Raw genomic sequence first — 22,840 nt, 5'->3', positions numbered from 1 at the left:
CGTGAAACAGATCCCGTCCGCCCAGCCCGCATCGCCGGCCTTCGCTCTGCCCGAACCATTTCTGCGCTGGTTCTCGCGCAAGGGCTGGCAGCCGCGTGCGCATCAGCTCGACCTGCTTGCGCGCATTCGCGGTGGCGAGAGCATGCTGCTGATCGCGCCGACCGGCGCCGGCAAGACGCTCGCAGGCTTCCTGCCCTCGCTCGTGTCCCTTACCGAGCGCGGCCGGATTCCGCCCGGCTCGGGCTTTCACGGCATCCACACGCTCTACATCTCGCCCCTGAAGGCGCTGGCTGTCGATATCGAGCGCAATCTGATGACGCCCGTTGGCGAAATGGCGCTGCCGATCCGGGTGGAGAACCGCACGGGCGATACGCCGCAATCCAAGCGCCAGCGCCAGAAACTCGATCCGCCGGATATTCTCCTGACGACGCCGGAGCAAGTCGCGCTGCTGATCGCCAACGGCGAGGCCGAGCGCTTCTTCAAGAATCTGGAATATGTGATCTTCGACGAACTGCACTCGCTGGTCACATCCAAGCGCGGCCACCTGCTCGCCCTCGGCCTCGCGCGGCTCAGGCGGCTTGCGCCCGGGCTGAAGACCATCGGCCTCTCCGCGACGGTGGCCGACCCCATGGACCTTCAGCGCTGGCTTGTGGCGCAAGTGCCGGATCGTGAGGAGGCTGCCGGCCTGATCACGGTTTCGGGCGGGGCGAAGCCCGATATCTCCATTCTCGCAAGCGAGGTTCGCGTGCCCTGGTCCGGGCATACGGCAAGTTATGCCATGCCGGAGGTTTACGAGGCGATCAAGCGGCACCGCACCGCCCTGCTCTTCGTCAACACCCGCAATCAGGCGGAGCGGCTGTTCCAGGCGCTGTGGACCATCAACGACGACAACCTGCCGATTGCCCTGCATCACGGCTCGCTCGATGTCGGGCAGCGGCGCAAGGTCGAGGCAGCCATGGCGGACAATCGCCTGCGCGCGGTCGTCGCGACATCGACGCTCGATCTCGGCATCGACTGGGGCGACGTCGATCTCGTCATCCATGTCGGCGCGCCGAAGGGGGCGAGCCGACTGGCCCAGCGCATCGGCCGCTCCAATCACCGGATGGACGAGCCGAGCCAGGCGATCCTCGTGCCGGCGAACCGCTTCGAGGTGATGGAATGCCAGGCGGCGCTCGATGCCAATTATTTGGGTGCGCAGGACACGCCGCCGGTCGGACGCGGCGCGCTCGATGTGCTTGCCCAGCACGTGCTCGGCATGGCCTGCGCCGCGCCGTTCGATCCGCTGGCGCTTTACGACGAGATCACCAGTGCCTCGCCCTATGCCGAGCTGACATGGGAGACCTTCGAGCGCATCGTCGATTTCGTCGCGACGGGCGGCTATGCGCTGCGCACCTATGAGCGATATGCCCGCATCCGCAAGACGGATGATGGGCTCTGGCGTGTCTCGAACGGCAAGGTCGCGCAGCAGTACCGGCTGAACATCGGCACCATCATCGAATCGCCGATGCTGAATGTGCGGCTGGTCGGCAAGATGGCCAGCAAGGCGCGCATGGGGCGCGGCGGCCTGTCGCTCGGCAAGGTGGAGGAGTTCTTCCTTGAGATGCTGTCGCCCGGCGATACGTTCCTGTTCGGCGGCCGGGTCATCCGCTTCGAAGGCATCCATGAGAACGAGTGCCTGGTGACGCAGGGTTACAAGCTCGATCCGAAGATCCCTTCCTATGCCGGCGGCAAGTTCCCGCTCTCGACCTACCTCGCGGCACAGGTTCGCCGCATGCTCGCCGACCCCGAGGCCCATGCCGACCTGCCGGAGCAGGTGCGTGACTGGCTGGCCATCCAGCGCGATCTCTCCATGCTGCCGCAGGAAGACGAGTTGCTGATCGAGACGTTTCCCTATGGCAACCGCTACTTCATGGTGGCCTATGCCTTCGAGGGCCGGCTCGCACACCAGACGCTCGGCATGCTGCTGACCCGCCGGCTCGACCGGGCCGGACTGAACCCGATGGGCTTCGTCGCGACCGATTATTCGCTGGCCATCTGGGGCATGGAGGATATGACGCAGGCGTTTCAGGCGGGTCACCCGTCGCTCGCGGACCTGTTCGACGAGGACATGCTGGGCGACGATCTCGAAGCTTGGCTGGACGAGAGCTATCTCCTCAAGCGCACCTTCCGCAATTGCGCCATCATCGCCGGGCTCATCGAGCCCCGGCATCCCGGCAAGGAGAAGACCGGGCGGCAGGTCACGGTTTCCAGCGACCTGATCTACGACGTGCTGCGCAGCCACGAGCCGGATCATATCCTGCTGGAGGCGACCCGCAACGACGCGGCAACAGGGCTTTTGGATATCGGACGTCTTGGCGATATGCTGGTGCGAATCAAGAGCCACATCGTTCACCGGCCGCTCGAAAAGGTTTCGCCGCTCGCCGTTCCGATCATGCTGGAAATCGGCCGGGAATCCGTGCCGGGACAGGCACCGGATGCGCTGCTGGCGGAAGCCGCCGACGAGCTGATCTTGGAGGCGATGGGCGAGCATGCGGACATGCCGGCCCTCTTGGAAAACGCTGACAAGCCGGTGGACGGACCGGCAGGAATGACGCCCTGATGCACCGCCTCTACCATGCCAGCCGCAGCGCGGCCGATGCCTATCCGGCCCTCTCCGAGCGCATTGCCATCAACGGCGTGGGCGCCGTCTGCGATCCGCTCGGCGGTCTGCACCTGCCGGACCACGACGTGCTCGTCGTCTCCGACCTGCACCTCGAAAAAGGCGCAGCCTTTGCCCGGCGCGGCATGATGCTGCCACCCTACGACACGCTGTCGACGCTGAAGATCCTCCAGGCCATCATCGCCCGCCACAACCCGAAGACCGTGATCAGCCTCGGCGACAATTTCCACGATCGCATCGGCTCCGCTTTGATGCCGGAGATGTTTCGCCAGATGATCGTCGATATGGCGCGCGGCCGCGAATGGATCTGGATCAATGGCAATCACGACCCGGATGGTGCCGCGACCCTGCCGGGCGCCTCTCTCGACGAGCTGCGGCTCGGCGGCCTCACCTTTCGGCACGAGCCGAGCGTCGATGCGATCCCCGGCGAGATCGCCGGCCACCTTCACCCCGCCGCCATTGTCCGCCGCCGGGAAAAATCGGTGCGCCGCGCCTGTTTCGCGACCGACGGCACCCGCCTCGTCATGCCCGCCTTCGGCGTCACCACCGGCGGCATGGACCTCGCCCATCCCAACATCTGCCGTCTGTTCGACCAGACGAGACTGACCGCGCACATGCTTGGTCGTGACCGGATCTATTCTGTGCGGTTTGCGAATTTGCGGGGGTGAGTGGGCTGGCTGCGCGGCGCGCTTAGCGGGTGTGGCTGCCCCTCATCCGGCTACCGCCACCTTCTCCCCGTTTTGACGGGGAGAAGGGACATTTGGCACCCATTGCGCTTACCAATAAGAGTCAGATCGAGGGCCGCCACAAATCTCTTCTCCCCGTCAAAACGGGGAGAAGATGCCGGCAGGCAGATGAGGGGCTGGCTCCTCGGTACAATCTAAAACGCGTTGAACGTCAACGTCGTCAGCGAGCGGGTGATGCCGGGGACAGTGGCGATGTGGTCGTTGATGAACTTGCCGATGTCCTGGCCTTCTTCGATATAGACCTTGATGATCAGGTCGTAGTCGCCGGATGTGGAGTACATTTCCGAGACGATTTCCTTGCGGTAGATCGCGTCGGCGACCTCGTAGGTCTTGCCGGGGGCGCATTGGAGCTGGACGAAGATCGGCTTCATGACAGTTGGTCCTTGAGATGTTTCCGCACGACATAGGGCAGAATCGCGGTCTGTGGAACCATACCGTGTTGGCGACGGCTTTTTCCATTCGTCGCGTCGGAAGACGACGACTTTCCTTCTAGTCGCGTCGGAAGACGACGCTGGCGGCCCAGCCGGTGATGACGGCAAGCAGGACGGCGAAGAGGCCGTAGAAGAAGGGGTGCTTGTGGGCGGCTTCGGTGATGGCGGCTTCGAGGCCGGTCTTGATCACCCGAAGCGGCAGGGCCTTGGCGGCGACGAACACGCCGTCGCGGAAGAGATAGGCACGTACGACATGGACACCGTTGGGTACATCCGCCGGCAGGCGCACGGAGGCCTTGAAGAGGCTTGCGGAGATGAACTGCACGCCGCCGGGGTCGCGCTGATAGACGCCGCTCGTTTCACGCAGGCGTCGGAAGGCACTGCGAAACTCGGTGACGCTGCTGCCATCGCCGATATAGCCGATCGGGCTGAGCGTCATGTGCGCGACGCCGATGCCCATATTGTTCATCTCGTTGGCAGGGGCGATGGCATCGATGTCGCGTGTGCTCGAGAGCGAGTAGGATTCCGGCACGAGCTCGAACGTCATCGACTGGGTGTTGACCCAGATGCCGAAGACACGGCGCTTCTTGCGCACGGTGGCACTTTCCTTCGGGCCTTCCAGCGAGACGACGATATTGTATTTGCCCTGCGCCAGAAGGTCGGGCGCGAAACCGTCGATCGCGCCGAAAATCGTGAGGTCGGCGCCGCGGAAGTCGGAGGTGATGGCGATCTCGTCGGTGGAGATGCCGATGTCGAGCTTTTCGGTGAACTCGTCGTTGCCGTTCTGCGCCGTGGCGGGAGCCGCGAAAGCCAGAGCGACGAGGAGGCTTGCGAGAAGGCTGCGTACGAGACGGGGCATCAGAAGCCGGACCCCGACGAGATGACCGAATAGATATCGGCGGGCGGCAGCACGAGTTCGACCGCAAGCCGGATGCCGACCGCGAGCACCAGCAGGGCCAGCAGCGCCCGCAATTGCTCGCCGCGCAGCTTCTGTCCGACACGCACGCCATATTGCGCTCCGATGACGCCGGCGATCATCAGCACGAAGGCAAGGACGATATCGACGGTGTAATTCGCCGTCGCCTGGACGATGACGGTGTAGGCGGAGACGAAGATGATCTGGAACAGCGATGTTCCCACGACGACATTGGTGGGGATGCGCAGGAGGTAGATCATGGCGGGCACCATGATGAAGCCGCCGCCGACCCCCATGACGGAGGTGAGAATGCCGATGCAGAAGCCGAGGCCTGCAACCGGGATGATGCTGAGATAGATCTTCGACTTCTTGAACCGCACCTTGAGCGGCAGCCGGTGGATCCAGCCATGATGGCCGGGCCGGCGCAGCGGCATGGTCTCATTGCGCTTGGCACGCCGCAGCGCGCTGATGCTTTCGGCCAGCATCAATGAGCCGACGGAGCCGAGCAGCAGGACATAGGCAAGCGAGATCACCAGATCGAGCTGGCCGATGCGGCGCAGGGCGGCAAAGATCCAGATACCGAGCGTCGCGCCTGCAAGACCCCCGAGCAGCAAAACCGTGCCGAGCTTGATATCGATGGTGCCGCGGCGGAAATGGGTGATGGCGCCGGAGATGGAGGAGGCGACGACCTGGTTTGCGCCGGTGGCGACGGCGACGACCGGCGGGATATTGTAGAAGATCAGGAGCGGCGTGATGAGGAACCCGCCACCGACACCGAACATGCCGGAGAGAAAGCCGACGGCCGCCCCCATGCCGAGGATGATCAGCACGTTCACCGACAGTTCCGCAATGGGCAGGTAGATCGTCACGGCCGGACCTCAAACGTCGAACAGAGCGGCGCATCTGACGGACGCTCTCATACGAAGGCAGCGCGAACCGCGTGCGACCGCGCCCTTCGCCTCAGTATGCACCGGGCTGCTGCATAATGTCTAAACGACGCCCGGCTTTTTCGAACTTTGGCCTCGGACGCGGCGGAACGCGCGTCCGATTGCGTCACGCTGAAATCAGCTGTTGCGCTTCAGCAGCTCCTTGACGAGGGCGTCGGTGATGCGGCCGTTCGGCTCCTGTCCGATCGAGGTCTGGAAGGCCTTGATGGCGTTGACGGTCTTGGCGCCGAGCGCGCCATCCGGCGTACCCGCATCGAAGCCGTTATTGTTGAGGATGGCCTGAATGTTGCGGACGGCCTTCTTCATATCGACGGAGGACGTCTTGGTGCCCTTGCCGACCCAGGTGTCCGGAACCGTCGTGTCGTTACCCTTCGGATCGAGCGTTGCCGGCTTCCAAGAGGCGACCTTGGCCTTGGCGGCCGTCAGCTGGTCCGGAGACAGTTCCTTTTCGACCTGATCGCGCTTCTGCGCCGCATCCGTATCGCCATCGGCTGCCGCAACCGAGAACCACTTGTAGGATTCCAGGAGATCCTTCGCGACGCCGTTGCCGCGGGCATAGAGGATGGCGAGGTTGAACTGGCTGTCGCGCAGGCCGAGGTCTGCAGCTTTCGCAAACCACATGCTGGCGAGCGTGAAGTCCGGATTGGCGCCGCTGCCGCTGGCCAGCATGACCGCAAGGTTGTGCATGGCATTGGCATTGCCGCTCTCGGCCGCCTGCTGGTAGAGCGCACGTGCCCGGGCGGGATCGCGCGGAACGCCGGTGCCTTTTTCGTAGAGGCTGCCGAGGCGGTATTGCGCGGGAACCACGCCGGCATCCGCCGCGCGCTGGTACCATTCTGCGGCCTTGGCGAAGTCGGCCTTCACGCCGCGACCCTCGGTGTAAACGGCGCCGATTTCGAAGTAGGCCTTGGGATCGCCGGCACGGGCTGCATCGGCAAGCGCTGCGGGCACGATTTCGGCGGGCACGTCCACCGGAGCTGCAGACGCAGGTGCATCTGTCGCAGAAGCCTGGGCAACGGGTGCTTCGGCCTGAGCATTTTCGGCGGCCGTTGTCGTCACCTGTGTCTCGGCCTGCGATGCCGCAGCGCTTTCGCCGGCGGCCGCGTCGCTTTGCGGCTGGAGCGAACTCAGTGGCGCGACACCATCGTCCGCCGCCTGCGGCGCAGGTTCGCCCGAGGGCGCTGCGAGCGTCGGCACCGACCCGGAGGACGTTTCCGGTGCGACGTCGGCCGGCGCCGTTTCCATCGTGCCTGGCGTCTCGATGGACGTTACCGGCGCAGTTGCCTGCTCGTGCTTCATCAGCGTGCTGACGAGCGGATAGGAGAGGATGGCAAGCAGCACCGCGCCGACGGCCATGAGGATCGGGCGGCGATGACGGGCAAGGGCGCCCGGGGCTGCACCGGGACGCGCGGCCGACCGGTTGCCGGTGTCCACTTCCTGGGCTGCCTGCTGGGCCGCACGGCGCGCCGCGGCGATGAAATCCGACTTGTCGCCGTCTCCGGAAGCAACGGGCCGCGCCGACTGCCCGGCGCGCACGCGCTCCAGGATCTTCTTGACATCCGGCGTACCGGAGCCCGGCTCCAGCAGCTGATTGGCAGCATCGGGATTGATGGTTTCCAGCGCATCGATGGAGGGCGTCGGCTCGACGAACTGGCGCTCGACGGGAGCCGCCGGCTTGCCGCGCCTTGGCGAAAAGCGGCTGGCGAGGCCGGAGAGAAGGCCGGTGCGGACGGCGGGTGCATCGACTTGGGCTGCGGCGGTGGCGGGCTCGCGGATCTCCGCATCGGCGAAACGGTGCGCGTCCAGGCCGGCATCCTCGGACACCCGGTCATCCCGCTCCATGGGCGAACGGGCCGCCAGATCGGCCGGCATCGCGACGGTGGCGCGCATGTTGCGCGTCAGGTCGTCATAGCTGCTACCGACCTCTTCGCGCTCCAAAAAAGCTGGCGTTTCGGCACGCGGCATTGGTGCCGCCGTATCGCGGCGGCCGAAGGCGGGAACCGGTTCATCGCGCAGCATTTCATCGCGCAGCATAGGCGCGGTGGCGCGCTCCTCGATGCGCTCCAGCTTGTCGGCAATGTGCACGAGCGTCTCGTGCAGCGCCTCGAAGGTGCGGGCGGTGCGCTCATCGCTCGAGCGGCTGAGATCTTCCAGCGTCTTCAGATCGTCGGCGAGCGCCGAGATGGCGGCGATATCGGCAATGGCCGGGGATGCCGACTGCGTCATGCCGTTGCGCGTGTAGGCTTCCATCACAGCTTCGGCGGCCTGACGGGCAGCCTCGATGATGTATTCGTCGCTGGAGGCGAGATAATCCTCCAGCGCGTTCATGCGGCCCTCGACGTCGGCGGGCACGGCGGCTGCGACCTCGCGCGGCTCGCTGATGAGGAAGGAGAGATTGGCGATCTGGTCCTGCAGGCTGCGCAGCACCTGACCATCGTCATAGGGTGCGGCATGCGTTTCGTCGAGACGCTGGGCGATGCCCGACAGCTGGTCTTCCAGCCGCAGGAAGCGATCGTCGACCAGCGGTGCCGGGCTGTCGAGGCCATCGATGCGGCGGGCGAGATCGTCGAAGCGGCGGGCAAGCGTGTCGCTCACATCACCGGTATCGAGTGCATCGATCTTGGCGGATATTTCGGCGAGGTGACCGCTCAGGTCCGGCTGTGCGGAGGCGCGTTCGGCGCGCTCCATCATGGCGGAGAGATGGTCCAGCCGCTCTTCGAGGCGGGCGGCGGCTTCCGCGTTGACCAGATCTTCGACGCGCGCGGACAGCGCTTCGATGCGGGAAGCGAGGCCATCGTCGGCGGGAAAGGCGAGATCGTCGATCTGGCGCGAGAGGTCTACGAGCCGGCTTTCGACACGGGTGACGCCCGGGCTGTCGGAGGTCGATGCGGTGCGGCCGCTGGCGACGATGGCGCGGCTGATTTCGTCCAGACGCGCATCGAGATCGGCGAACTGCTCCTGGAAACGGCGGTCGTCTGGCTGCATGTGGCGGCCGATCAGGTCGATGGCCTGTGCGACGGCCACGAGCTTGTCTTCCAGCGCATAGAGCGCCGGGCCATTGTTCATGGTGCCGAGCTGCGACTTGATTTCGTCGAGGCGGTAGGCCAGCGCAACGAGTTCGTCGTCGCGGGCGGCATCGAAAACGTTCAGCCGGTCCTCCACGCCGGTCCAGCGGCTCTCCATACGGCGCACGCTTTCCTCGCGTGCGAGACCATCGATCATGGCGCGCATCTCGTCGAGATCGGCGCGCAGGGCATCGCTGTCGGAGGTCGTCGGCTGGCGACCGAGATCGGCCAGCGAGAGCGAGAGACGCTGCAGGTCCTGACGGATGTCGTGCGCGAGCGCATCGCCCTGCGTGGCAGCCGCGGCGATGCCGTGCATCTCGCTGCGCAGCGACGACATTTCGCGGGACAGACCCTGCTCGATGTCGCGCTTCAAGTCCTGGCGAAGGCCGACCAGAGCCGTGGCGATGTCGCGAACGGCGGCATCCGACATGGCGGCGGGTGCAGCCTGCGGAACGGGACGGGATGCGGTGCGCACCGGCTCGGCCGCGCTCCGCGCGGAACGGTCGTCGTCCAGCGAGCGGCGCGGGGGCTGGCGGTCGTCATAGGCGGGCATGACGTAGCGGTCGGGCGAACGGGAGACGGCGGGGGCCGGTGCCGTGGCTGGCGTGGAGGGCGCGCGCGTCTGGATCTGATGGCGCTCGGTCGCCTTTTCCAGACGGGTGGCGCTCAGAGCGCGCTGCCGCTGCAGGATTTCGGAAATGGCATCGGCACGGGAAACCGGGCGTTCGGCAATGGCGGGACGTGGCTCCACTCTTGCCGCTTCCGGCGGATGGGCCTCGCGCTTGGCGGGCGCGATCAGGCCTTCGATGCGGGCTTCCAGGCCTTCAATCGTACGGTTGAGAGCTTCCAGCGAGGAGCGCTCGCCGTGCCGACCGTCAAGACGCTCGTCGGCCGGCATGCCCATCCGGGGAGGAGTTGATCGCGATCCGTTCATGTTTGCTTTCGCCTCTTCGCCTGGCATTCCCTGAACACGACTGAAGGATCAGGCCCCTTGAGCCGGTGGACAAGGCTGCGGACGACTCGGAACGGAACAAGCAGCATTGACCTCTCGCGCCACTTTCCCGGAACGTGGTAAACAAGCCGTTAACCTGTGGGAGGATTTCGGATTCGGCCTTCGAAAATCCCGCACGACACCATGCCCGGGGTGCCGTTCACGCCAGATTGTTCGGGCAAAATGCCGCGGACCTGAATTTTGACGTTTACGCGCACGTCAGTTTTTAATAGAGTACCCTCATGAATGGCCTTATGAGGTTAGGCCGCAGGGAGGAAGACAGTCGATGCCCATCTACAAGGCTCCGGTCGAGGATACGCTTTTCATTCTTAACGACGTGCTCGGTATCGAGCGGTATAACAATATACCCGGTTTCTCGGACGTGACGCCCGACATGCTGGACGCCATCGTCGGCGAAGCCGCAAAGCTTGCCGAGGAAGTGCTGTTCCCGCTAAACCTCTCCGGCGACCAGGAAGGCTGCGTGCGCCATCCGGACGGTTCGGTGACGACGCCCAAGGGGTTCAAGGAAGCCTATGAGCTGTATCGCGAAAGCGGCTGGCTCGGTCTTGCCGCACCGGAAGAATTCGGCGGCCAGGGCCTGCCCTACACGCTGCACACGGCGATCGGCGAATACATGTCGTCTGCCAACATGTCGCTGACCATGTATCCGGGTCTGACGCAGGGCGCGATCGCCGCCATCATCGAGCATGGCACGGACGAGCAGCGCGCGACCTATCTGCCGAAGATGATCGCCGGCGAATGGACGGGAACGATGAACCTGACGGAGCCGCACTGTGGCACCGATCTCGGGCTTCTGCGCTCCAAGGCCGTGCCGCAGCCGGACGGCAGCTACAAAATTTCCGGCCAGAAGATCTTCATCTCCGCCGGCGAACACGACATGGCCGACAACATCATCCATCTCGTTCTCGCTCGCATCGAAGGCGCACCCGAGGGCACGAAGGGCATCTCGCTCTTCATCGTGCCGAAGTTCATCGTGGAAGCCGACGGCACGCCGGGCACCCGCAACGGCGCGACCTGCGGCGCCATCGAGCACAAGATGGGCATCCACGGCAACTCGACCTGTGTGATGAACTACGACGATGCGACGGGCTACCTGATCGGCACGGCCAATCGCGGCCTGAACGCCATGTTCGTCATGATGAACGAGGCCCGTCTCGGCGTCGGCCTTCAGGGCCTCTCCATCTCGGAAATCGCCTACCAGAACGCCGTCGCCTACGCCCGCGAGCGCCTTCAGGGCCGCTCGCTGTCGGGCATCAAGGCGCCGGACAAGAAGGCCGATCCGCTGATCGTCCACCCCGACATCCGCCGTGTGCTGATGACCATCCGCGCCTTCAACGAGGCCAGCCGCGCCTTCACGCTGTGGACCGCGCTGAAGTCGGACGTCGCGCATCGCTCGCAGGACGAGGCCGAACGCCAGACGGCGGACGACCTGCTCGGCCTGGTGACGCCGATCCTCAAGGGCGTGCTGACCGACCGCGGCTTCGACCACGCCGTCATGGCGCAGCAGGTCTTCGGCGGGCACGGCTATATCGAAGAGCACGGCATGAGCCAGTATGTGCGCGACGCCCGTATCGCCATGATCTACGAAGGCGCGAACGGTATTCAGGCGCTCGACCTCGTCGGCCGCAAGCTGGGCCTCAACGGCGGTCGCGCCGTGATGGCCCTGTTCAAGGAGATCGGCGACTTCTGCGACGAGAACCGCGGCGACGAGCAGATGACCGCCTATACCAAGGCGCTCAAGAAGAGCCTGAACGACCTGCAGTCGGCCTCCATGTGGTTCATGTCGAACGCCATGGCAAAGCCCGACAATGCCGGTGCCGGCTCGACGGATTACATGCACCTCAGCGGCCTTGTCGTGCTGGGCTACATGTGGGCCAAGATGGCCAAGACCGCACAGGGGCTGCTCGCATCGGGCGCTGGCGACCGGGAGGACTTTCTGAAGAACAAGCTGGTGACGGCGACCTTCTACATGGACCGCATCCTGCCCGAGACGGCTCTGCGCCGCTCGCGCATCGAAGCGGGATCGGATACGCTGATGGCGCTCGACGCCGCCGCGTTCTGATACGCAACCACCCCTGAATTGATCGCCTCCACGAATATACAGACGGCTTTGTGCCGATTGGGAGAACGGGATAATGACTGACGTCTTCATTTACGACCATGTGCGCACGCCACGCGGTCGCGGCAAAAAGGACGGCGCCCTCCATGAGGTGCCGACACCCCGCCTCGCCGCACGCATGCTGGAAGCGCTGCGCGACCGCAACGGGCTCGACACGAACACCGTCGACGACATCATCATGGGTTGCGTCGATCCGGTGTTCGAAGCCGGCGCCGTGATCCCGAAGGCCGCGGCCTTCGAAGCGGGCTATTCCAACCGCGCACCGGGGATCCAGATCTCCCGCTTCTGCGCATCGGCACTCGATGCCATCAATCTGGCGGCCGGCAAGATCGCGCAGGGCGCCGACGACATCGTCATCGCCGGCGGCGTCGAGAGCATGTCACGCGTCGGCATGGGCATGTCGGGCGGTGCCTGGTACATGGACCCCTCCGTCAGCTTCCCCGGCTACTTCATGCCGCAGGGCGTGTCGGCCGATCTGATCGCGACCAAATACGGCTTCTCACGCGATGACGTCGATAGCTACGCCGTCGAAAGCCAGCGCCGCGCCGGCGTCTCCTGGGAGAAGGGCTATTTCGACCGGTCGGTCGTTCCAGTAAAGGACCAGAACGGCATCGTCATCCTCGCAAAGGACGAGCATATGCGTCCGACGACGACAATGCAGAACCTGGCCAGCCTCAACCCGTCCTTCCAGATGCCCGGCGAAATGGGCGGCTTCGAGGCCGTCGGCATCCAGGCGCACCCGGAAATCGAGAAGATCAATTACGTCCACCATGCCGGCAACTCGTCGGGCATCGTGGACGGTGCCGGTCTCGTGCTGCTTGGCTCCAAGGCCGGCGGCGAAAGCCTCGGAGCCAAGCCCCGCGCCCGCATCAAGGCCTTTGCGAACATCGGCTCCGACCCGGCACTGATGCTGACCGGCCCTGTTGACGTGACGGAAAAGCTTCTGAAGCGTGCCGGCATGACGATTGCCGATATCGACCTGTTCGAGCTGAACGAGGCTTTTGCCGCCGTCGTGCTGCGCTACCTCCAAGCTTTTGACATCTCGCATGACATCATGAACGTCAATGGCGGCGCCATCGCGCTCGGCCATCCGCTCGGCGCAACCGGCGCGATGATTCTTGGCACAGTGCTCGACGAGTTGGAGCGCCGCGACCTCAACACCGCCCTCGTCACGCTTTGCATCGGCGCGGGCATGGGCACCGCTACGATCATCGAACGCGTCTGATATCGCTAGGCCTATCGAAGGGATGACGGAGTGGGTCAGAACGAGACGAACCGGCATTTCGAACTGCGTCGTCTGGACGAGAACATGCGCGACGCCCACGAAGCGGCGTCCCGCGTAATCTCGAAGAAGGAAGCTGCGCAGCGGGCCAAAAAAAAACGCTGTCGGCTCTCTTCTGACGCTGCTCGTCATCGCTGGCTTCGTTGTCTTTCTTTATTTTCAGTGATCTGGACTCAGAGGCAGCATGCCTCGGCCGGTAGCGGCTTCTATAGACACCTTTCAGGGAGAGGAATCCTGCCATGACCTACACCAATTTCACAATCGAAACGGACGCCGACGGCATTGCTCTCGTGACCTGGGACATGCCGGACAAGTCGATGAACGTGTTCACGGCCGATGTCCTGCGGGAACTCGCCGCCGTCAACGATGCGGTCGTGAAGGACGAGGCCGTCAAGGGCGTCGTCTTTACCTCGGGCAAGGCGACCTTCTCGGGCGGCGCCGATCTCTCGATGATCAAGGGCATGTTCACCTTCCAGGCGGAAGAGAAGAAGAAAAACCCGGAAACCGCGGCACAGAAGCTGTTCGAGCTTTGCGGCGAGATGACCGGCTTATTCCGCAAGATCGAGACCTCCGGCAAGCCATGGGTTTCCGCCATCAACGGCACCTGCATGGGCGGCGCCTTCGAGCTGTCGCTCGCCTGCCATGGCCGCGTCGCTTCCAATTCCAAGGCCGTCAAGATCGCCCTGCCCGAAGTCAAGGTCGGGATCTTCCCTGGCGCCGGCGGCACGCAGCGCGTGCCGCGTCTCACCAATGCGCAGGATGCGCTGCAGATGATGACGACCGGGCAGACGCTCACCCCCCAGCGTGCCAAGGCGCTGGGCCTGGTGCACGAGCTTGCCGCTCCCGAGGCTCTGATCGATGCCGCCAAAGCCATGATCAAGAACGGCCTGAAGGCTGTCCAGCCCTGGGACGAAAAGGGATTCAAGGCGCCCGGCGGCTCCATGTGGAGCGCTGCCGGCGCCCAGCTCTGGCCGGCCGCCTCCGGCATCCTGCGCCGCGAGACTTACGGCAACTATCCCGGTGCGCTGGCCATCGTGAAGTGCGTCTATGAAGGCCTTCAGGTTCCCTTCGACACGGCGCTGAAGATCGAGCAGCGCTACTTCACCCAGATCCTGCAGACCACCGAGGCCTTCTCGATGATCCGCTCGCTGTTCGTCTCCATGCAGGAACTCGGCAAGGGCGCACGCCGGCCGGCCGGCGTTCCGAAGTCGGACTTCAAGCATGTCGGCGTCATCGGCGCAGGCTTCATGGGCGCTTCCATCGCCTATGTCACGGCCGCAGCTGGCATTCCCGTGACCCTGATCGACCGCGACATCGCGGCGGCAACCAAGGGCAAGGCGCATTCGGAAGGTCTCGTGAAGGACAGCGTGGCCAAGGGCCGCATGACGCAGGAAAAGGGCGAACAGCTTCTCGCACTGATCACCCCATCTGCCGATTATGCCGACCTGAAGACCGCCGACTTCGTGGTCGAGGCCGTATTCGAGGACCGCAAGGTCAAGAAGGATGTGATCGAAGCCGTCGAAGCCGTGCTGTCGCCCGACGCGATCTTTGCATCCAACACCTCGACGCTGCCAATCACCGGGCTTGCCGAGAACTCGAAGCGTCCCGCCCAGTTCATCGGCGTCCATTTCTTCTCGCCGGTCGAGAAGATGATGCTGACCGAGGTCATTCTCGGCAAGGAAACCGGCGATGCGGCGCTTGCCCGGGCGCTCGACTATGTCGCGGCGATCAAGAAGACCCCGATCGTCGTCAACGACACGCGCGGCTTCTACGTCAATCGTTGCGTCTTCCGCTATATCCACGAAGCCTATGACATGCTGATCGAAGGCGTGCCGGCGGTGATGATCGAGAACGTGGCTAAGATGGCCGGCATGCCGGTCGGTCCCCTCTCGCTCAACGATGAAGTGGCCATCGACCTGTCGCAGAAGATCCTCAAGGCGACCGTTGCCGATCTCGGCGAACAGGCTGTGGATCCGGCCCATCTCGAACTCGTCAACAAGCTCGTCGATGACCTCGACCGGCGCGGGCGCAAGAACGGCAAGGGTTTCTACGACTATCCGGAAAAGCCTGCGAAGAAGCATATCTGGGCAGGTTTGAAGGAGCTCTACCCGCAGAAGCCGGCGGACGAACTCGACGTCCAGACGATCAAGGATCGCTTCCTCGTCACCATCGCGCTCGAAGCCGCGCGCACCGTGGAGGAAGGCATCGTCACCGATCCGCGCGAGGCCGATGTCGGCTCCATCCTCGGCTTCGGCTTTGCGCCCTATACGGGCGGCACGCTGTCTTACATCGACGGCATGGGTGCCAAGGCGTTCGTCGCGCTCTGCGAGACGCTGGCCGCGACCTATGGCGATCACTTCGCACCGACGCCGCTGCTGAAGGACATGGCAGCCAAGGGCGAAACCTTCTACGGCCGCTTCGACCCCTACGCAAAGGTTGCTGCCGCTGCCTGATAAAGGCTGTCTCATCGGGCATGGCGATGGAACCCGGCCCGGACGACGTCAATAATAAAAAAGGGCCGGCGCATTGTGCGCCGGCCTTTTCTTTTGGAACCCCTATTTCTGGGGCGGAGCCGCCTCGGCGACGTCAGGCTGCCTGGATAGCGGAGACCTGCCACTGGGTGCTCGGGCGGCGGAAGAAGGTCCAGACTTCGGTCGTTTCCGTCGGACGATCCGGATCGCCTTCGACGACCTTACCCGTGTCCCGGTCGCGCGTGACGTCGATGCTTTCGTAGCGCATGGCGACGGTTGCAAATTCGCCGGCTTCTTCGCGCCAGGATTCCGCCAGATCGCCCTGGAGAAGCTTGACGTCGCGGACTTCGTTGCGGAGGCCCTTGGTCGCGTTTTCGCTCAGTTCCTCGGCGAGCCACGACATGGCTTCCGGCGTCGTCAGGCGACGCAGGGCACCGTAGTCTTCCGCGCCGTAGGCTGTCTGCACGTCCTTCAGCATGGTCTCGAAACGCTCCAGATCGGCCGGGCCGATGCCGAGTTCATCGGAAACGGCTGCGGCGCGTGCCGGCTGTACAGGACCGCCGCCAATGCGCGGGATCGCGAAGCCCGGGCCGCGCGAGCCTTGCGCATTTCCCTGCTGTGCATTGCTCGTCTGGCCACGGGAAGGGTCGTTTGCCGCCTCGCGGGCGTAGCCATTATACGGGTTGCCAGCAGTGGCTCCGCCAGCGCCAGCGCGACCGGTCGCAGGCTGCTGACGATTGCGCAGGAAGCGCATCAGCAGCATCGCGGCACCGCCGATCAAGGCGAGTTGCAGCAGCATGCCGAGGAAGCCGGCAGCGCCGCCGAAGCCGTTGCCCATCATCATGCCGAGCAAGCCACCAAGCGCGAGACCGCCCAGCAGCGAGCCGCCGAACCCGCCGAAAAAGCCGCCGGGACGACGCGCGGGCGCTGTTTGAGCAGCACCCGGCTGGTTCTGCGCCGCATTCGGACGCGTCGATTGCGGGGTCATGGTCCGGTCAATCGGCGCCGTGGTGTTCGGGGCCGTGCGCGTGACGGGCGGTGCGGAGAAGGTGCGCGTGCCGCGGCTACCGAAGCCACCGCCTGCACGGCGTGCTTCCGCGAAATCCGTCGCCGTAATGACGAGCGTCATCGCGACCGCCGACAATACTGCAAATTTCTTCAATCCTGACATGCCTCGTCCCCATCATCGTTCAACCGGATCGCTAGACCCTTGTGCGAACTATATGGGCATAGACACCACGTGTTGAAAGGGTTTTGCGCGTCGTTCACGAAAACGGCATCGGCTGTGACGGAACAGGCGGGTGCAATTTGCCTCTCCGCATCGCGTCGGGCACTCCTGGAGCGTCTTTAGTTGGTCAGGTCGTAGGGAACCCGGTAGCCGCTCTTTTCCAGCCACGCAATCAAGGCCTTGGGCTCGTCGGTCTGGATGATCGTTGCGCCACGGTCGATCCAGAAGCCCCAGCTTTCAAGCGGCTTGCCGTCGATGACGGCGCGCTCATCCCCGCGTCCGCCTGCCTGCATGCCCGGTGCGCGATTGATGATCGTGTAGGTGTTGACCCACTGGTGCCAGTTGCCCCGGATGGCGGCGGCGCGGGCCTTGGCGGAGAACAGCACGCCGCCATCGACCGTCTGCGGTGCATCGTCGGCGTGCCAATGGACGAGTTCTGCGGCCGGCGCGCCGAAGCTCGACGTTGCCTTCGCCATGAAATCAGCATCGTGTACGGCATCGTCGGCAAGGATGGGCAGGAAGGTGATATCGGGACCGATCGCTGTCATCAGCGCCCTGGCGTCGGCGATGCGCCTGTCGTTCCAGAGGTTTTCCTTGACGAGGATCTGCTCGGCCATCCCCAAGCGACGGGCAAGCGTAGCGACCTCCGGCAAGATATCCGGCGTCAGCTTGTTGTCGATGTTGACCAGAATGCGGCCGCGCGTCTCAATGAGGGCTTGCTCCAGCGTCGGCACCGTCTCATCTGTCGCATGACCGTCAGCCTCGACCAAGAGGCGGCAGGTTTTCAGCCTCGCCAATGGTGTCGTGCGGGTTTCGCCGCGGCAGGTCGTGGTCCGATCCAGAAAATCGTCATGCATAAGGATCAGCGTGCCATCGGACGACTTGCGGACATCAAGCTCGATCATCTCGGCGCCGATCGCGATGGCATTACGGATCGCATCGAGCGAATTCTCCGCGCGGATCATGCGGCCGTTTTCCTTCCAGCCGGTCCGGTGCGCGACGACCATGATATGACTGCGCCAGGCATTGGCGTTCTTCAACCGGTCGAGGATCCGGGCAGTCCGCGTGTTATCGACCGCCTGAGCGGGAAAGGTCGAGACCAGAGCGACGCAGAAGGCGAATGCGGAGATGAGAAAACCAGTCCGGCGCATCGTGCAAGCCCTTTGGACGGTTGCGGGTCCGCTGGGCTTACAATCCGACCGTGACAGCGCCGTGAAGCTGTGATGACGGGAGGGTGAAGTGTGATGTGGCCTTAGCGAGAAGCCTCATTCGCACGCATCGGCATGCTGTCGATCAGGCCGAAGAGCTGATCCGGCCCCACGGGCTCTGTCGCGCGCAGCTTGATTCCGCCGTCCTTGCCGACGAGAATCACCGTGAAACGGCTGCCCTCCATAACGCCAGCGTCGTTGCGAAGTTCTTGCGCCGTGACCGCATCCGCCTTGCCGTAGATCGGCTTTACGGTGTCGCTCACAACGTCGAGGACCACCATGTCGCGATCTGCAAGGGCTTTCGTGTCATCGACAAGAAGTCGCCGCTGCTCTGCCGCATCGGGATTGCCGGGGTTTGCGAAGACGATCAGCACGCGGTTCTTCCAGCCGAATGCATCCAGGCCAGCGGCGCTGGCGACCGATATGCCACTGGCGACGAAAAGGGCAACGGCGAACGTCTTGAGACTGCGGATCATCGGGGATCTCCTTCACGCGACAAACGCCGCGCATCGGCACGGCGTTCCTTCACATCCCCGTCAGACCGCGGCCCCCTCAGAGTACGGCGGTCAGGCGATGAACGTGTCGTAGAGCAGCTTGACGTTGAGCACGACGATGATCGTGGCGACCAGCCAGGCAAGCACGCCGACCCAGCGGGCAACCACGAAGGTGCCCATCTTTTCGCGGTTGGTGACGAAGCTGACGAGCGGGATGACGGCGAAGGGCAGCTGCATGGAGAGCACGACCTGGCTCAGCACCAGAAGTTCGGCCGTGCCGCGCTCGCCATAGAGGTAGGTGATGACGACGACAGGAACGATGGCGATGCCGCGGGTGATGAGGCGACGCGCCCAGTTGGGGATCGTCAGCCGCAGAAAGCCTTCCATGACGATCTGGCCGGCAAGGGTCGCCGTGACGGTGGAGTTGAGGCCGGAGGCGAGAAGCGCCACGGCAAAAAGCGTCGAGGCGATGCCGAGGCCCAGCAGGGGCGACAGAAGCTCGTAAGCCTGTTCGATCTCCGCGACATCGGTGCGGCCATTGGCATGGAAGACGGAGGCTGCGACGATGAGGATGGCGGCATTGATGAACAGCGCCAACATGAGGGCGATCGTGCTGTCGAGCGTTGCCCACTTGATGGCCTCGCGCTTGCCCGGCTCGGTGCGCTCGAACTGGCGCGTCTGGACGATGGACGAGTGGAGGTAGAGATTGTGCGGCATGACGGTGGCGCCGATGATGCCGATGGCGATGTAGAGCATGGCCGGATTGGTGACGACCTCCGTCGAGGGTAGAAAGCCCTGAAGCACAGCGGCGACCGGCGGAGCCGCCGCCGCAATCTGTACGATGAAACAGAGGGCGATGATGCCGAGCAGCGCCATGACGAAGGCTTCCAGGAAGCGGAAGCCCTTCTGCATCAGATAAAGCAGCAGAATGGCGTCGAGCGCGGTGATCAGCGCGCCGGCGATCAGGGGAATGCCGAACAGCAGCTTCAGCGCGATCGCCGTGCCGATAACCTCTGCAAGGTCGCAGGCGATGATGGCGAGTTCGCAGGCGATCCAGAGCACGAAACCGACGGGCTTCGGGTATGCATCGCGACAGGCTTGCGCCAGATCGCGGCCAGTGGCGATGCCGAGGCGCGCGGCCAGCGCCTGTAGCAGAATGGCCATGAGGTTGGAGAGGAGAATGACGGTCAGCAGCGTGTAGCCGAACTGGGCGCCACCGGCGATATCGGTTGCCCAGTTGCCGGGGTCCATGTAGCCGACCGACACCATGTAGCCCGGGCCGACGAAGGCGAGGAACCGCCGGAACCACGTGCCGCCGGTGGGCACCGCGACGGTCGAATGCACATCTGCGAGACTCTGGCGTCCCTCCTCTTCCGAGTGGTTGAACCGCCAGCTGGAGCGGGTCTCGCGCTGGTTCAGTGAAACGTCGGGGGTGGCCATTGGGGCAGTCTCCGGATGCGGAAAGGCGTCAAGGTCAGAAAATTAGGGCAGGCCCCAACATTATGCAATATGCTATATTTCATCGATCTTGCTTTTTTCTGCAGTGCGGTGTCATTGTAGCGATGCACGCATTGTGGCGGTGCCCGAATTGTGGCGGTAAACGAGCGGATAAAGCCATTCGGCAAATCCGGCGCGCATGCTAGACACGCAAACCCCGATGCCATGCTCATTCGGGCATGCGAACTGGAAGGATCAGCAATACGTGGCGCGTCGAACCATTCCCCGCGCGGATCCTCTTCCGGACGCCGACATTCACTCCGAGGGCTTTCGCCAGACACGGGAAGCGCGGCGCGGCGCTCTGATCGAGGACTATGTCGAACTCATCGTCGACCTGATCGATGACGGCAACGAGGCGCGCCAGGTCGATATCGCCGCCCGTCTGGGCGTGGCGCAGCCGACCGTCGCCAAGATGCTGGCACGGCTCGCGGCCGATGGCCTCGTCTCGCGCAAGCCCTATCGCGGCGTATTCCTGACGGAGGCCGGGCAGAAGATGGCAGCCGAAAGCCGCGAGCGTCACCAGACCGTAGAGCAGTTTTTGCGTTGTCTCGGCGTCAGCCCGGAGACCGCCCGCATCGATGCCGAAGGCATCGAGCACCATGTCAGCGACGAGACGCTCGCCGCCTTCCGCCGTCTGATTGCCGACAGGTCCTAGAGCGTTTCCGCGAATCGCGGAAACGCTCTATCTCATTGTTTTAACGCAATTCCGGACGCAAAACCGCTGCGCACTTTTGCTGGAATTTCTCTAGAGCCCGAGGCAGGACAGCATGATGAAGGTGGCGAACAGCACGAAATGCGTCATGCCTTCGATGGCGTTGGTCTCGCCGTCGTTGAGGTTGATGGCGGCGACGATCAGCGTGATCGTGATCATGACCGTCTGCACCGGCGTCATCGCCATGATGAACGGCTGGCCGGTGTAAAGCGCAATGGCCTCCATGACGGGCACCGTGAGGATGACCGTCGACAGCGAGGCACCCAGAGCGATATTGACCACCGATTGCATATGATTGGCAAGCGCCGAGCGCATGGCCGTCATGATCTCGGGCGCAGCCGAAATGGCAGCGACCACGATGGCGGCGAGAACCGGCGGCGCGCCGGTTCCGTCCAGGCCCGTATTGAGCAGCGTCGACATGATTTCCGCGAGAACGCCGATGACGACGATGCCGAAAACCAGAACGCCGATCGAGAGCGTCGTGCTCTGGGGCTCCTCGACGTGGCCGCCAGCACTTTCGCGGCGCGTCTTCGGATAGCTGTAGCTGAAGAAATAGCTGTGTGCACCAACCTGCATGCGCAGGAACACTGCGTAGAGCATGATCATGGCGACGATGGTGAAGCCGGAGTAGAAGTGCCACTTCGCCTGCGGAATGAATTCCGGCACGATCATGGAAATGCTCATGGCCGTCAGGATCATGACGCAATAGGTGCGGCTTGAATCATCGTTATAAGGCTGTTCGCCGTGCTTCAGGCCTCCGAGAAGCGCTGCGATGCCGAGAATGCCGTTGATATCGAGCATGACGGCGGAATAGATCGTGTCGCGTACCAGCGTCGGCGAACTCTCCGGCGAACTCATCATGATGGCGAGAATGACCACCTCGACCAGCACGGCCGACAGCGTCAGGATCATCGTGCCGTAGGGATCGCCGACCTTGGTCGCGAGGATTTCCGCATGGTGCGCCACCCGCATGGAGGCGAGAATGATGGCGGCGATGAGGAAAACGGCACCGGCGAGCGACGCTACCTGCCCCATGCCGATCAGCGTGTGCTCTGCGGAAAAACCGGCGATACCGGCCGCAATGGCAACGAGGATGAGCCGCTCTGAGCGGATGAGGGTGGAGAGCACGGCGCCTCGCTCGTCTGGATGCTGGAATGCGACTGGGTCGGCCTGACGTCGTCGGGAAATGCAAGTATAGGTGCCGGCAGACGCATTTCAACAAAAGCGCTGCGCGTGGACGCACAAGGATTATTTTCCTCGTATTCTTTACTTGATGCTGTTTTTTGGCTAGTCTGCTGCCGGATAGAGGAGAGGTTCCGCTTCCCCGGACATGTCATCCGGACACCTTGACCAGGACACCAAGATTACCAGGACCCCGGGACGATGCTGTCACATGAGCGTATCTGGCATGCGATAGACGCCTTGGCGGAGCGGCACCAGATGTCGCCGTCGGGACTTGCCCGGCGTGCCGGCCTCGATCCGACGTCGTTCAACAAATCCAAGCGCCAGTCCGCCGATGGGCGTGAGCGCTGGCCATCCACGGAATCCATCGCCAAGGTTCTTGATGCGACAGGCTCGACCATCGGGCAGTTCATGGAATTCCTGCGGCCGGACGGCGGCAAGGGCTACGACAGCGTGGAAACGCTGGCTCCGTCCAGTGCCATTCCGCTCCTCGGCTTTGCACAGGCGGGCGCCGGCGGCTTTTTTGACGACGGCGGCTTTCCCGCGGGCCAAGGCTGGGATGTGGTCGATTTTCCCGCTGCCGACACGAAAACGGGGGTCTACGCGCTGGAAATCCAGGGCGACAGCATGCAGCCGCTCTACCGGGATGGCGATGTGCTGATCGTGGAGCCGGGCGCGCAGGTTCGCCGCGGAGACCGTGTCGTCGTCAAGACCACCGAAGGCGAGGTTATGGCCAAGGTGCTGATGCGGCAAAGTGCGCGCGGCATCGATCTTCACTCCCTCAATCCCGAACATCCGAACCGCAGCTTCGACCTTTCCGAGGTGGAGTGGATTGCCCGGATCATCTGGGCGAGCCAGTAGGACCGTTTTC

General features: G+C 63.9%; 16 protein-coding genes. 7 read left to right on the top strand and 9 right to left on the bottom strand.

The annotated features are described in order from the left end of the window. Position 1: 1 nt before the first annotated feature. Both GA0004734_RS05800 and pdeM read left to right on the top strand, forming a co-directional pair. Positions 2-2,599 (top strand): ligase-associated DNA damage response DEXH box helicase, encoded by a 2,598-nt coding sequence (locus GA0004734_RS05800; RefSeq protein ID WP_175386226.1) that lies wholly within the window; start codon positions 2-4, stop codon positions 2,597-2,599. Further along, complete coding sequence (gene pdeM, locus GA0004734_RS05795; RefSeq protein WP_092931999.1) at positions 2,599-3,327, top strand: ligase-associated DNA damage response endonuclease PdeM; 729 nt, start codon at positions 2,599-2,601, stop codon at positions 3,325-3,327. Before GA0004734_RS05800 ends, pdeM begins: the two co-directional genes overlap by 1 nt. Positions 3,328-3,539: 212 nt before the next feature. Here the strand turns inward: pdeM and GA0004734_RS05790 are convergent, their stop codons facing one another. From GA0004734_RS05790 to GA0004734_RS05775, 4 genes are all read right to left on the bottom strand, one after another. Then, entirely contained in the window at positions 3,540-3,776 is a 237-nt protein-coding gene (locus GA0004734_RS05790) for an Lrp/AsnC ligand binding domain-containing protein (RefSeq protein WP_092931997.1), read from the bottom strand. A 118-nt stretch (positions 3,777-3,894) separates the two neighbouring features. Continuing rightward, entirely contained in the window at positions 3,895-4,695 is an 801-nt protein-coding gene (locus GA0004734_RS05785) for a TIGR02186 family protein (RefSeq protein ID WP_092931995.1), read from the bottom strand. Next, positions 4,695-5,621, bottom strand: coding sequence for a sulfite exporter TauE/SafE family protein (locus GA0004734_RS05780; RefSeq protein ID WP_092931993.1), 927 nt, complete (start codon positions 5,619-5,621; stop codon positions 4,695-4,697). The genes GA0004734_RS05785 and GA0004734_RS05780 overlap by 1 nt, the downstream gene beginning before the upstream one ends. Before the next feature lie 195 nt (positions 5,622-5,816). Beyond that, a complete protein-coding gene (locus GA0004734_RS05775; protein WP_092931991.1) occupies positions 5,817-9,698 on the bottom strand; it encodes a peptidoglycan-binding protein in 3,882 nt (1,293 codons plus the stop codon). Positions 9,699-10,041: 343 nt separating this feature from the next. Between GA0004734_RS05775 and GA0004734_RS05770 the strand changes: the two genes are divergently transcribed. The 3 genes from GA0004734_RS05770 (at position 10,042) to GA0004734_RS05760 (ending at position 15,630) form a co-directional block, all read left to right on the top strand. Beyond that, the gene (locus GA0004734_RS05770) at positions 10,042-11,838 is read left to right on the top strand and encodes an acyl-CoA dehydrogenase C-terminal domain-containing protein (RefSeq protein WP_092931989.1); all 1,797 of its coding nucleotides are present in this window, start codon (positions 10,042-10,044) and stop codon (positions 11,836-11,838) included. Between the two features lie 73 nt (positions 11,839-11,911). Beyond that, positions 11,912-13,120 (top strand): acetyl-CoA C-acetyltransferase, encoded by a 1,209-nt coding sequence (locus GA0004734_RS05765; protein ID WP_092931987.1) that lies wholly within the window; start codon positions 11,912-11,914, stop codon positions 13,118-13,120. A 296-nt stretch (positions 13,121-13,416) separates the two neighbouring features. Continuing rightward, a complete protein-coding gene (locus GA0004734_RS05760) occupies positions 13,417-15,630 on the top strand; it encodes an FAD-dependent oxidoreductase (RefSeq protein WP_092931985.1) in 2,214 nt (737 codons plus the stop codon). Between the two features lie 133 nt (positions 15,631-15,763). Here GA0004734_RS05760 and GA0004734_RS05755 read toward each other — a convergent pair whose 3' ends face one another. From GA0004734_RS05755 to GA0004734_RS05740, 4 genes are all read right to left on the bottom strand, one after another. Continuing rightward, positions 15,764-16,819: a Tim44 domain-containing protein gene (locus GA0004734_RS05755; protein WP_092931983.1), complete on the bottom strand. Its 1,056-nt coding sequence runs from the start codon at positions 16,817-16,819 to the stop codon at positions 15,764-15,766. Between the two features lie 176 nt (positions 16,820-16,995). Beyond that, positions 16,996-18,027 (bottom strand): glycerophosphodiester phosphodiesterase family protein, encoded by a 1,032-nt coding sequence (locus GA0004734_RS05750; protein ID WP_092931981.1) that lies wholly within the window; start codon positions 18,025-18,027, stop codon positions 16,996-16,998. 101 nt (positions 18,028-18,128) lie between these two features. Next, positions 18,129-18,560, bottom strand: a complete 432-nt coding sequence (locus tag GA0004734_RS05745; RefSeq protein WP_092931979.1) for a DUF4174 domain-containing protein — start codon at positions 18,558-18,560, stop codon at positions 18,129-18,131. Positions 18,561-18,650: 90 nt separating this feature from the next. Further along, positions 18,651-20,018 (bottom strand): Nramp family divalent metal transporter, encoded by a 1,368-nt coding sequence (locus GA0004734_RS05740; protein WP_092931977.1) that lies wholly within the window; start codon positions 20,016-20,018, stop codon positions 18,651-18,653. 262 nt (positions 20,019-20,280) lie between these two features. On the opposite strand from GA0004734_RS05740, the gene mntR reads away from it, so the two are divergent. Next, a complete protein-coding gene (gene mntR, locus GA0004734_RS05735; protein ID WP_245292351.1) occupies positions 20,281-20,730 on the top strand; it encodes a manganese-binding transcriptional regulator MntR in 450 nt (149 codons plus the stop codon). A 90-nt stretch (positions 20,731-20,820) separates the two neighbouring features. Here the strand turns inward: mntR and GA0004734_RS05730 are convergent, their stop codons facing one another. After that, positions 20,821-21,915, bottom strand: coding sequence for a calcium:proton antiporter (locus tag GA0004734_RS05730; protein ID WP_245292350.1), 1,095 nt, complete (start codon positions 21,913-21,915; stop codon positions 20,821-20,823). A gap of 255 nt (positions 21,916-22,170) precedes the next feature. Between GA0004734_RS05730 and GA0004734_RS05725 the strand changes: the two genes are divergently transcribed. Beyond that, complete coding sequence (locus GA0004734_RS05725; protein ID WP_092931973.1) at positions 22,171-22,830, top strand: S24 family peptidase; 660 nt, start codon at positions 22,171-22,173, stop codon at positions 22,828-22,830. Positions 22,831-22,840: the final 10 nt, after the last annotated feature.

This window comes from Rhizobium sp. 9140 (assembly GCF_900067135.1).
GTDB lineage: Bacteria > Pseudomonadota > Alphaproteobacteria > Rhizobiales > Rhizobiaceae > Ferranicluibacter.
The sequence above is the reverse complement of the archived record's forward strand: the minus strand, read 5'-3'. Positions and strand labels throughout refer to the sequence as shown.

Excerpts from the sequence above, each read along its gene's own strand:
- pdeM (WP_092931999.1), top strand. The coding sequence starts at position 2,599 with ATGCACCGCCTCTACCATGCCAGCCGCAGCGCGGCCGATGCCTATCCG.
- GA0004734_RS05790 (WP_092931997.1), bottom strand. The coding sequence starts at position 3,776 with ATGAAGCCGATCTTCGTCCAGCTCCAATGCGCCCCCGGCAAGACCTAC.
- GA0004734_RS05785 (WP_092931995.1), bottom strand. The coding sequence starts at position 4,695 with ATGCCCCGTCTCGTACGCAGCCTTCTCGCAAGCCTCCTCGTCGCTCTG.
- GA0004734_RS05775 (WP_092931991.1), bottom strand. The coding sequence starts at position 9,698 with ATGAACGGATCGCGATCAACTCCTCCCCGGATGGGCATGCCGGCCGAC.
- GA0004734_RS05770 (WP_092931989.1), top strand. The coding sequence starts at position 10,042 with ATGCCCATCTACAAGGCTCCGGTCGAGGATACGCTTTTCATTCTTAAC.
- GA0004734_RS05765 (WP_092931987.1), top strand. The coding sequence starts at position 11,912 with ATGACTGACGTCTTCATTTACGACCATGTGCGCACGCCACGCGGTCGC.
- GA0004734_RS05760 (WP_092931985.1), top strand. The coding sequence starts at position 13,417 with ATGACCTACACCAATTTCACAATCGAAACGGACGCCGACGGCATTGCT.
- GA0004734_RS05755 (WP_092931983.1), bottom strand. The coding sequence starts at position 16,819 with ATGTCAGGATTGAAGAAATTTGCAGTATTGTCGGCGGTCGCGATGACG.
- GA0004734_RS05750 (WP_092931981.1), bottom strand. The coding sequence starts at position 18,027 with ATGCGCCGGACTGGTTTTCTCATCTCCGCATTCGCCTTCTGCGTCGCT.
- GA0004734_RS05745 (WP_092931979.1), bottom strand. The coding sequence starts at position 18,560 with ATGATCCGCAGTCTCAAGACGTTCGCCGTTGCCCTTTTCGTCGCCAGT.
- GA0004734_RS05740 (WP_092931977.1), bottom strand. The coding sequence starts at position 20,018 with ATGGCCACCCCCGACGTTTCACTGAACCAGCGCGAGACCCGCTCCAGC.
- GA0004734_RS05725 (WP_092931973.1), top strand. The coding sequence starts at position 22,171 with ATGCTGTCACATGAGCGTATCTGGCATGCGATAGACGCCTTGGCGGAG.